The 10432-nt window shown below is 67.7% G+C and carries 11 protein-coding genes; 5 read left to right on the forward strand and 6 right to left on the reverse strand.

Going from position 1 to position 10432, the window contains the following annotated elements; translation table 11 throughout:
• Window positions 1-9: 9 nt before the first annotated feature.
• The 3 genes from RF701_RS03385 to RF701_RS03395 are packed head-to-tail and all read left to right on the forward strand — an operon-like array spanning window position 10 to window position 2167.
• Window positions 10-1143, forward strand: coding sequence for a bifunctional 2-C-methyl-D-erythritol 4-phosphate cytidylyltransferase/2-C-methyl-D-erythritol 2,4-cyclodiphosphate synthase (locus RF701_RS03385; RefSeq protein ID WP_308814084.1), 1134 nt, complete (start codon window positions 10-12; stop codon window positions 1141-1143).
• On the forward strand, window positions 1140-1667 hold the full coding sequence (locus RF701_RS03390) for a hypothetical protein (protein WP_308814085.1): 528 nt from the start codon (window positions 1140-1142) through the stop codon (window positions 1665-1667). Before RF701_RS03385 ends, RF701_RS03390 begins: the two co-directional genes overlap by 4 nt.
• The gene (locus RF701_RS03395; RefSeq protein ID WP_203309950.1) at window positions 1664-2167 is read left to right on the forward strand and encodes a CinA family protein; all 504 of its coding nucleotides are present in this window, start codon (window positions 1664-1666) and stop codon (window positions 2165-2167) included. Before RF701_RS03390 ends, RF701_RS03395 begins: the two co-directional genes overlap by 4 nt.
• On the opposite strand, the gene RF701_RS03400 is transcribed toward RF701_RS03395, so the two are convergent.
• Both RF701_RS03400 and lipA read right to left on the reverse strand, forming a co-directional pair.
• Window positions 2128-2586 carry a type II toxin-antitoxin system RatA family toxin gene (locus RF701_RS03400; protein ID WP_210358602.1) on the reverse strand — a complete coding sequence of 153 codons (459 nt, stop codon included), beginning with the start codon at window positions 2584-2586 and terminating at the stop codon, window positions 2128-2130. The genes RF701_RS03395 and RF701_RS03400 overlap by 40 nt on opposite strands.
• Window positions 2573-3514, reverse strand: coding sequence for a lipoyl synthase (gene lipA / locus RF701_RS03405; RefSeq protein WP_308814086.1), 942 nt, complete (start codon window positions 3512-3514; stop codon window positions 2573-2575). The genes RF701_RS03400 and lipA overlap by 14 nt, the downstream gene beginning before the upstream one ends.
• Window positions 3515-3630: 116 nt before the next feature.
• Here lipA and RF701_RS03410 point away from each other — a divergent pair, with 116 nt between their 5' ends.
• On the forward strand, window positions 3631-4260 hold the full coding sequence (locus RF701_RS03410; RefSeq protein ID WP_308814087.1) for a carbonic anhydrase: 630 nt from the start codon (window positions 3631-3633) through the stop codon (window positions 4258-4260).
• A gap of 79 nt (window positions 4261-4339) precedes the next feature.
• Here RF701_RS03410 and RF701_RS03415 read toward each other — a convergent pair whose 3' ends face one another.
• Together RF701_RS03415 and RF701_RS03420 are read right to left on the reverse strand one after the other, a co-directional pair.
• Window positions 4340-5113, reverse strand: coding sequence for a polyphosphate kinase (locus RF701_RS03415; RefSeq protein WP_308814088.1), 774 nt, complete (start codon window positions 5111-5113; stop codon window positions 4340-4342).
• A complete protein-coding gene (locus tag RF701_RS03420; RefSeq protein WP_308814089.1) occupies window positions 5091-6503 on the reverse strand; it encodes an APC family permease in 1413 nt (470 codons plus the stop codon). Before RF701_RS03420 ends, RF701_RS03415 begins: the two co-directional genes overlap by 23 nt.
• Before the next feature lie 122 nt (window positions 6504-6625).
• Here RF701_RS03420 and RF701_RS03425 point away from each other — a divergent pair, with 122 nt between their 5' ends.
• Entirely contained in the window at window positions 6626-7459 is an 834-nt protein-coding gene (locus RF701_RS03425; protein WP_308815607.1) for a TIGR00266 family protein, read from the forward strand.
• 341 nt (window positions 7460-7800) lie between these two features.
• Here the strand turns inward: RF701_RS03425 and RF701_RS03430 are convergent, their stop codons facing one another.
• Together RF701_RS03430 and aspS are read right to left on the reverse strand one after the other, a co-directional pair.
• On the reverse strand, window positions 7801-8301 hold the full coding sequence (locus tag RF701_RS03430) for a hypothetical protein (protein ID WP_308814090.1): 501 nt from the start codon (window positions 8299-8301) through the stop codon (window positions 7801-7803).
• Window positions 8302-8599: 298 nt separating this feature from the next.
• Complete coding sequence (gene aspS, locus RF701_RS03435) at window positions 8600-10420, reverse strand: aspartate--tRNA ligase (RefSeq protein ID WP_308814091.1); 1821 nt, start codon at window positions 10418-10420, stop codon at window positions 8600-8602.
• Window positions 10421-10432 lie beyond the last annotated feature (12 nt).

Genomic DNA, 10432 nt, shown 5'->3' on the forward strand with positions numbered 1-10432 from the left:
GCTGCGCCGATGAACGATCGACCACGAACGACTGCGCTGATCCTGGCGGCGGGCTCCGGCACGCGAGCCGGCGGTGCGACACCGAAGCAATTCGCCAAAGTCGCTGGCAAGGCATTGGTGTCCCATGCCTATGAGGCATTCGCCAATCATCCGGCGGTCGATTCGGTCGTCGTCGTGGTCGCGCCGGGCGCGGAGGCGCAGGCTCGGGACGCGCTTGGCGACGTTCGCATGGTGACGGGAGGGCAAAGCCGTCGTGAGTCGGTCGCGCTGGGGCTGGCGGCGATCGAGGGCGAGCGCGTCCTCGTACACGACGCAGCCCGTCCTTTCGTACCCGCGGCCGTCATCGACCGCGTCGTCTCGGCGCTGGACCGAGCCGATGGCGCCTATCCCGTGCTCGCCGTCGCCGACACTTTGGTGCGCGACGGCGCAGTGGTGTCGCGTGACGGGTTGTCACGCGTGCAGACGCCGCAGGGCTTCGCCCTAGAAGCTTTGCGGTCCGCCCACCGCCAATGGCCGGACGGCGAGGAGGCGACCGACGACGCCCAGATGGTGCGGCGGCTTGGCGGACGCGTCGTTCTGGTGCAGGGCGATCCGATGCTCGACAAGGTCACGCATCCCGAAGACTTCGCTGCCGCCGAGAAAAGGGTGGCATGGGAAACACGTAGCGCCTCCGGATTCGACGTCCATCGTCTCGAAGAAGGGGAGGAACTGTGGCTGGGCGGCGTCCTCATCCCGCATGACAAGGGCCTGTCGGGCCACAGCGACGCCGACGTCGCGCTGCACGCGATCACCGATGCATTGCTCGGCACGATCGCCGCGGGCGATATCGGCACACATTTCCCGCCCAGCGATCCGCAATGGAAAGGCGCCGAGTCCGGTCAATTTCTCCGCCATGCCGCCGCTCTGGTGGCGGATGCCGGCGGTCGCGTCGACTTCGTCGACCTGACCCTGATCTGCGAATCCCCCAAGATCGGTCCGCACCGTTCCGCGATGCGGGCACGGATCGCCGCGCTGCTCGACCTGCCTGAGGCGCGCGTCAGCGTGAAGGCTACAACGACGGAGAGGCTCGGTTTCACCGGGCGCGGCGAGGGTATCGCCGCACAGGCCGTGGCGACGATCCGGCTTCCGGAGCAACCGCGATGAAGACTGCGCTGTCCCTCTCCGCCGCAATGCTGCTGCTCGCGCAGCCGGTTCAGGCACAAAGCCGCTGTCTCACCGCGCCGGAAGCCGAGGCGGTGACGCTCGTCGCGCTTCCGACCATCCTCGAGCAGACGGGCGTCGTATGCGCGACGCGGCTGCCGACGTCGAGCCTGCTTCGGCAGAGCGACGGTCCCTTCCTCGCACGCTACAAGGATGCGGCGGAACGCGCGTGGCCAAACGCCCGCGCGGCGATCGTCAAGCTCAGCGACCCGCTGATCGATGGCCTGCTTCAGTCCGACTATGCCCGACCGTTGCTCACCGCCGCGCTGGCGCCGTTGCTGGTCGGGAGGATCAACCCCGCGGATTGCGGCACCATCGATCGACTGGTAACGCAATTGTCCCCGCTCCCGCCGCAGAATGCCGCTGGCGTGATCGTCACGACGCTCGGCTATTTGAAGGCCGAAAAGGCGAAGGGCAAGGACAGCGCCGTGCCCGACCTGCCGCTTTGCGCAGGAAGCGCGCGATGATCGACAGCGTGCTGCCAGCCGAACTCGTCGCGGCGGCGACGAAAGTCATCGAGGCAAACCGCGCCGCGGGACGGATGGTCAGCGTCGCGGAAAGCTGCACCGGAGGCCTCGTCGCCGCGGCGCTCACGGAGATACCCGGATCCTCCGACGTGCTCGGCGCGGGCTTCGTCACCTATTCGAACGACGCGAAGCGTGCGCTGCTGAAGGTCAACGCGGACGTGCTGGACACGTTCGGTGCGGTGTCGATCGCGACCGCCTGGGCGATGGCGCAGGGCGCCCTGGCGCAAAGCGGGGCGGACGTGGCCGTAGCGATCACCGGCGTCGCGGGCCCCGGCGGGGGATCGGCGAAGAAGCCGGTCGGCACCGTCATCTTCGCGCGCGCCGAGAAAGGCGCCGATCCGGCCGACGTCCACGCGGACATGAAGGCGTTCGGTGATCTGGGGCGCGGCGGCGTGCGCCTTCAGGCCGCGCTGGTCGCGCTCGACCTGTTGCTACCGTAGAGCTGCGCAGCGCGCTCCTCGAACGCGCCGATCATCTTGCGAAGCGCCATGCCGAAGACCTGGCCCGCCAGCATTTCGAACACGCGGTTCTTGAAGGCGAAGTCGACGACGAAGTCGACGGCGCATCCCTCCCCGTCGGGCCGGAAACGCCAGTCATTGTGGAGATACTTCAGCGGCCCGTCGATATATTCGACATGGATACGGCCGGGGCGCTCCTTCTCGACCTTTGACGTGAAGGTCTCGCGCAGCCCCTTGAAGCCGACGATCATGTCGGCGAGCGTCGCCGTATCACTGTCCTGACGCACGCGCATCGCGCTGACCCAGGGCAGAAATTCCGGATAGTGCTTCACGTCGGCGACGAGATCAAACATCTGTTCCGGCGTATAGGGGAGCCGGCGCGTCTCACTATGCTTGGGCATGAACCGGCTGCGTCCCCGCCAACTTCGCCGCGCGCGCGGCCTTCATCTTCGCGAAATCGTCGCCGGCGTGATAGCTCGAACGGGTCAGCGGCGAAGACGCGACCAGCAGGAATCCCTTTGCCCGGGCGATCGACGCATAAGCGGCAAAGGCCTTCGGATTGACGAACTCCGCGACCTTCGCGTGGCGCGGGGTCGGCTGCAGATATTGACCCATGGTCAGGAAGTCGATGTCGGCGGAGCGCATGTCGTCCATGACCTGGTGGACCTCCAGCCGCTCCTCGCCCAGCCCGAGCATGATCCCCGACTTGGTGAAGATCGAGGGGTCGAGCTTCTTGACGCTCTCCAGCAGCCGGAGCGATGCATAATAGCGGGCGCCCGGCCGGATCGTCGGATAGAGCCGCGGGACGGTCTCCAGATTGTGGTTGTAGACGTCCGGGCGCGCCGCGACGATCGCCTCGACCGCGGCCTCGTGCTTGTTGCGGAAATCGGGTGTCAGGATCTCGATCGTCGTCGTGGGGTTCGAGCGGCGGATGGCTTCGATCACCTTGACGAACTGCTTGGCCCCGCCATCGGGAAGGTCGTCGCGATCGACGGAGGTGACAACGATATGCTCGAGCCCCATCTGCGCGGCGGCATCGGCGACATTCTGCGGTTCCATGGGGTCGACCGCGCGCGGCATCCCCGTCTTGACGTTGCAGAAGGCGCAGGCGCGCGTGCACGTATCGCCGAGGATCATCACCGTGGCATGCTTCTTGGACCAGCATTCCCCGATATTCGGGCACGCCGCCTCCTCGCACACCGTCGTAAGGCTCTTCGAGCGCATCAGTTCGCGCGTCGCGGCAAACCCCGCGCTGGTCGGCGCCTTCACTCGGATCCAGTCGGGCTTGCGCTGCCGCTCGGGGCGGGCCACCTGCATCATCTCGGTCATGGGCGCGAGATAGCGCCTGTGGCCGCCGGAAACAACGCGTAGGCCACGAAGCGTTGCTATGGGACCGCAAAGGCCCGACGCGCGTTTGCGCGGCAATACGAGCTTGGGAGACGAACGTGACCGATTTTGCCGACATGATCCAGGGCTACCATCGCTTTCGCGACACCGGCTGGGCGCAGCAGCGCGAGCGGTGGGACGAGCTGAAGGATGGCCAAAGCCCCAAGGTCATGGTGATCGCCTGCTCCGACAGCCGCGTCGATCCGGCGCAGATCTTCGACGTCTCGCCGGGCGAGATCTTTGTGGTTCGCAACGTTGCCAACCTTGTTCCGCCCTACGAGGTCGGCGGTGGTCGCCATGGCGTGTCCGCAGCGCTCGAATTTGCCGTGACCCAGCTGGAGGTGCCGGAGGTCGTTGTCATGGGCCATGCCTCCTGCGGCGGGTGCGCGGCGTCGCTGTCCGGCGCGTTCGACGGCCATGCGCCAGGCGACGGTGGCTTCATCGCGCAATGGGTCGGTCTGCTCGACAAGGCGCGTGAGAAGGTGCGCGCGGAAAATCTCGACGGTCCCGAGGCGACGCGGGCGATGGAGCATGAGGCGGTACGCGTCAGCCTTGCCAACCTGCGTACCTTCCCGTTCGTCAAGGAGCGCGAGGACGCAGGCAAGCTGGCGCTGCGTGGGGCCTATTTCGCGATCGCCGATGGCGTCCTGCACGTCATGGACGACCAGGGCCGCTTCGCCGCGGCATGATGCCCGGCCCGGACCCGTCACCCAAGCCGTGCCGGCGCGGTGACGGGCCCGGAGCCGTCGGATAGCCGGTTGCGCAGGTCTAGCGCAGACCCAGCGCCTCTCTGGCGACGCGTTCCAGTTCCGGGTCGAGCGGCGGCGGGGTCATGTCGACATGCTGCTCCAGCGCATCGGCGACAGCCGTCAGCGCCGCGATCCGCGCCGATTTCTTGTCGTCGCCGGCAATGACCGTCCAGGGTGCCCCGCCGGTGTCAGTCCGCGCGAACATGTCGTGCATCGCGGTGAGATACGGCCCGCGCCGCGCGCGATTGCGGTAATCGTCGAGGCCGGTCTTCCAGCGCTTCCAGGGGTCTTCGAGCCGCGCCTTCAGCCTTTTGTCCTGCTCCTTCTGGCTGACGTGCACGAACAGCTTGACCAGCGCTGTGCCGCCTTCGATCAGCTCCGCCTCGAAGCGGTTGATCTCGTCATAGGCCCGTCGCCATTCCTCTTCGGTCGCATAGCCCTCGACGCGTTCGACCAGCACGCGGCCATACCAGCTGCGGTCGAAGACGCTGATATTGCCCGGCGCCGGCAGATGCTGGCGGAACCGCCAGAGGAAGTCGTGGCGCTTCTCTTCGTCGGTCGGCGCGGCGATCGGAAAGACCTCGTAGCGCCGCTGGTCCCAGCGCTGGGTGAGCCGCTCGATGATCCCGCCCTTGCCCGCGGCATCCCACCCTTCGAGCATGACAACCGCGGCGCGCCCCTGGACGATATGCGCGACCAGGATATGTTCGAGCCGTTTCTGCAGCGCCTTGAGATCGCCGCCATAATCACCCTTGTAGTGGCGGCTGCTCTCATAGTCGTTCAGGTCTATCATCCGTCACCTCCGGCACGTGAACGCGCCAATCCCCGCGGCGACGCAGCACGAACCAGTAATAGGCCGCGGAGCCGAGGATCTGCAGCGCAGTCATGATCAGGCCGGGTCGCCCCTCGTCGAGGTCGAGCCAGCTCGTCCAGGTGACATATCCCAGCGCGATCAGCGTCGCGACCGGCGCGAGCGGATAGAGCGGCATGCGATAAGCGGCATGCCCGGTCGCCCCCGTCCGCCGGCCAACGATCGCCGCGACGGCGATGCCCGCGTAGATCGCGACCAGCCCCGTTCCGCTGAGGACCAGCAGCAGCGTCAACGGTAGGAAGCAGCAGCCGACCCCGACCCCGCCGACGATCAGCGTCGCGACCCAGGGCGAACCGAAACGCGGATGGATCATCGCCATCCACGCATCCAGCGGGCGCCCCCAGCTGCCGTCGCGTGCGGTGCCGTAGAAGAAGCGCGCGCAGGCGAGAATGCAGGCGATGATCGCATTGACGATCGCGACGACGACGCCGATCGCGATCGCATCCGCCATCCAGCCCCCTGCCCGCAGACGGGCGGCCAAGCCGAACGGATCGCCGGCGGTGACGGTCGCGTGCAGATCGCGTGCGCCCATCAGCAACGCCACCGTCGGCGCGATCTCGAACGCCAGGGTCAGCGCCAGGCTGGCGAGGATCGCCCTGGCGATGAGGCGGGACGGCTCCTTCATCTCCTCGCCGAAATAGACCGCGGCGCCATAGCCGTTGAGCGCGAATATGGCGATCGACGTGGCCAGGCCGATCGAGGCGGCGCTCGCCGGCACGAGCGCGCCACCGGCCGGCATCACGGGTGCCGCCAGCATCGCCGCCAGCGGCCGCGCGACGTCGATCAGCCCGAGCGCGGTGACGGCGACCAGGGCGAGGACCTCGCCCAGCAGGAAGATACCCGTGACCCAGGCGTTGACCCGTATCTGCAGCACCGCGACCAGCGTCGACGCGGCGACGACGGCGACCGCGATCGGCACCGTGGGCAGGCCGGGACAGACGGTCGACAGCACCGCGCTGATGCCGAGCGCGGCAACGGGCGGGAAGAACAGGTTGTTGAAGACGTTGACGCCCAGCATCACGAAGCCGGCAAGCGGCCCCAGCGTCCGGGCGACGGCGACATATTCACCACCCGCAACCGGCCAGGCGCTCGACAATTCGGCATAGACGAAGGCCGTCGCCACGCAGACGATCCCCGCGAGCACCATCGCCCAGATCGCGCCTGTGCCGGCGACCTGGAGCATGCCCGGCACGATGACGAAGACGGACGATGCGGGGGTAGCGACCGACAGCGTCAGGAACAGCACGCCTGTCACGCCCAGGCTGCGCACCAACGGCCGCGCGGCCCGGGGAAGCAGTTGATCGTCCAGCATCGTCCCCCGCGTCTACCCCGGCGGGGTAGTGACATGGTTAACGATCAGGCGAAAGGCCGTTTTCCCTTCCCATCCCCGGTTTCGGTGCATTATACGTGCAACGCACCCTTGGGGAGACGATCATGCCCTATGAGAGCCCGTGGCAGCCGATGCGACGTTCCAGCCAGGCCGACGACATCGATTTCGAGATCAAGGGCGAGGAGCTGCAGTTCCTCGAGATCGAGCTCGATCCCGGCGAAAGCGCGGTGGCAGAGGCCGGCGCGATGGTGTGGAAGGACGCTGACGTCGCGATGACCACCGTCTTCGGCGACGGCAGCGGCGCGCAGGGCGGCGGCTTCATGGGGGCATTGCTCGGAGCGGGCAAAAGGCTGGTGACGGGAGAGAGCCTGTTCACCACCGTGTTCACGCACGAGGGCCGGGGCAAGGCGCGCGTCGCGTTCGGCGCACCGACGCCGGGATCGATCATGCCGATCCGCCTGTCCGACGTCGGCGGCCAGCTGATCTGCCAGAAGGACGCCTTCCTCGCCGCGGCGAAGGGCGTGCAGCTCGGCATCTATTTCCAGCGCCGCGTGCTGACCGGCCTGTTCGGCGGCGAAGGCTTCATCATGCAGTCGCTGACCGGCGACGGCTGGGTCTTCGTCCACATGGGTGGCACCGTGGTCGAACGCACGCTCGCGCCGGGCGAGGAACTGCACGTCGATACCGGGTGCCTCGCGGCGATGACCGCCACGGTCGACTTCGACCTCGTCACCGTGGGCGGCGTGCGCAGCGCGCTGTTCGGCGGCGAAGGCCTGTTCTTCGCGCGGCTGCGTGGGCCGGGCACGGTGTGGATCCAGTCGCTGCCCTTCTCGCGACTCGCCGGGCGAATGCTCGCGGCGGCGAATGGCCGCGGCGGCAATCGCGGCGAGGGCTCGGTACTGGGCGGGTTCGGCGACTGGGTCAGCGGGAACGATTGAGGCGGCCGACCGCCCGTCGGCCCGAAAAGTTAGAATGCAGCAGGCACGAGTTTAGCGCGCCGGCGAAAGGTCACAAAAGTCGCACCCTTTCGCCTTGCGCCACGGCGTGCCGCCGAAGCTCGTGATCCGCGAACGATGTCAAAGAGCCGCAGGAACACCGATAAGCTAGGCGACGCTATCATGAGCGCGCCGTATAGGAAACCGAGGTTAGATCCGAAACGGATCAAAGCGGTGGCGCTGCCGATGTCCGTGCGCGCGGCATGGCCGCGTCGTCGCGAGGGGCCGGATATGCCTGTCCGCGCTCGGCGACCGTCCCGCATGCGGTGGTGACGCGGGAATGGTCAGACCGTCGCTACGGTTCGCCGCTTTGCCAGCCAGTCGCGTCGAACCGCGATACCGGACGCGAGCCAGAGCGCACCGGCGGCCATGAAGCCGGTCAGCCGGCCGCCCGTCGGCGCTCCGACGAAGAAGCCCATGATCGCCGCGGCAATCAGCGCCATTCCGAGGACGAAGTACGGGCGAAATCCGGCAACCAAAGCGATCGGGAGAAAGTGCAGGCCGACAACCAGCGCCATCGAAGGCAACAGGAGGTCGGGCCGATGCAGATTGATGACGATGTTGGCGACGAGGAAAAGGCCGACGCCTTCGCCGATGCTGCTCCACATGATCGCGTGTTCTTCCTTCGGTGACGGCTTCATGCCTTCGCCGGGAATGCGGATCACGTAGCTTGCGGCGGCGCCGATCAGCGCGAATGCCAAAAAGGGTAAAGCCAAAGGGGCCCCGGACACATGCCACTGCCAATATAGCGTCAACGAAGCGAACACGGCTCCGAAGAAGCTCATGATCAGCGCGCCCCATGCCCCCACGGATCGTCCCCTTCTCCCCACGGATGCCGCCGACGATACGCCCGCCGTTTGGCCTGGTCGAGAGACAGACGGACAGGCGCTACGCCGACCCCAGCCGGCCGCACGGGCCGACCGAGAGCGTCCGCCGACTTGAACGATCACGGGCCATCGGGCCCGAGGCTTGCGGGCGACGCGCGCGAAGCGCCGGCCCGCCCGCGTCTCGCGCGGCGTTGCAGCCTCCATGCCGGATCTGGTCCAGCATGGCGAAGGACGCGGCTCGCCGACCGGCCGAAGATCAGCCCGCGCTTGGTGCCACGGTCGCGGTCACGCCCGGTGCCGGCTCGACCGGCACGGTGGAGCGGATCGCCAGTTCGCGCAGCTGCTTCGGCGCCGCGGGGCTGGGCGCCCCCATCAGCAGGTCCTCTGCGCGCTGGTTCATCGGGAAGAGCGTGATCTCGCGCAGGTTCTGCGCGCCGCAGATCAGCATGACGATGCGGTCGACGCCCGCCGCCATGCCGCCGTGCGGCGGGGCGCCGTACTGGAAGGCGCGGTAGAGGCCGCCGAACCGCTCCTCGACGTCCGCCTTGGACAGGCCGACGAGCTCGAACGCCTTGACCATCAGCTCGGGGCTCTGGTTGCGGATCGAACCCGAGGCGATCTCGAAGCCGTTGCAGACGAGGTCGTACTGGAACGCCTTGATGGTGAGCGGGTCCTGCCCCTCCAGCGCCGCGAGGCCGCCCTGCGGCATCGAGAAGGGGTTGTGCGCGAACTCAACCGACTTCGATTCCTCGTCCCATTCGTAGAAGGGGAAGTCGACGATCCAGCACAGGCGGAAGGCGCCCTGCTCGATCAGGCCGAGCTGGTCGGCGACGCGGGTGCGCGCGGCGCCGGCGAGCTTGGCCGCCGCCTCCGCCTTGCCCGCCGCGAAGAACAGGCCATCGTCGGGCCCGAGGCCCAGCGCCGCGTACAGCGCCTCCATCTTCTCCGGGCCGTGGTTCTTGGCGATCGGACCACCGAACTCGCCGCCCTTGCGGGTGACGTAGCCAAGGCCGGCATGCCCTTCGCCGCGCGCCCATTCGTTCATGTCGTCGAAGAACTTGCGGCTCTTGTCCGCGGTGCCCGGCGCGGGGATGGCGCGGACGACGCCGCCGGAGCCGACGATCTTTTCGAACAGGCCGAAGCCGGACTGGGTGAAATGCGCCGAGACGTCGGTGATGATCAGCGGGTTGCGCAGGTCGGGCTTGTCGCTGCCGTATTTCAGCATCGCTTCGTCATAGGGGATGCGCGGGAACTGGCCGGTCGGCGTCACGCTGCGGCCGTCGGCGAAGGCTTCGAAGATGCCGCCGATCACCGGCTCCATCGTCTCCCACACCTCTTCCTGGGTGACGAAGCTCATCTCGAGGTCGAGCTGGTAGAATTCGCCCGGCAGGCGGTCGGCGCGCGGATCCTCGTCGCGGAAGCAGGGCGCGATCTGGAAATAGCGGTCGAAGCCGGCGACCATCAGCAGCTGCTTGTACTGCTGCGGCGCCTGCGGCAGCGCATAGAATTTTCCGGGGTGGATGCGGCTGGGCACGAGGAAGTCGCGCGCGCCCTCGGGCGAGGAGGCGGTGAGGATCGGCGTCGAATATTCGGTGAAGCCGGCGGCCTCCATGCGGCGGCGCATGTCGGCGATCACCTTCGTCCGGCGCACGATATTGGCGTGCAGAGTCTCGCGGCGCAGGTCGAGGAAGCGATAGCGCAGGCGGATGTCCTCCGGATACTCCTGCTCGCCGGCGACTGGCATGGGCAGCTCGTCGGCGGCGGACAGCACGGTCGCGGCACGGGCGAACACCTCGATCTCGCCGGTGGCGAGAGTGGGGTTCACGGTGCCGGCCGACCGCGCCTTCACGCTGCCGTCGATCGTCACCACCGATTCGACGCGGACCTGCTCCAGGATCGGCAGCGCTGGCGAGTCGCTGTCGGCGACGATCTGGGTGATGCCGTAATGGTCGCGCAGGTCGACGAACAGCACGCCGCCGTGATCGCGCTTGCGATGGACCCAGCCCGACAGGCGGACGGTCTCGCCGACGGCCGAGGCACCGAGCGCGGCGCAGGTGTGGGTACGATAGGCGTGCATAGTCAGGTTCCA

The organism is Sphingomonas sp. GV3 (assembly GCF_031082075.1).
In the GTDB taxonomy this organism is placed as follows: Bacteria; Pseudomonadota; Alphaproteobacteria; order Sphingomonadales; family Sphingomonadaceae; genus Sphingomonas; species Sphingomonas beigongshangi.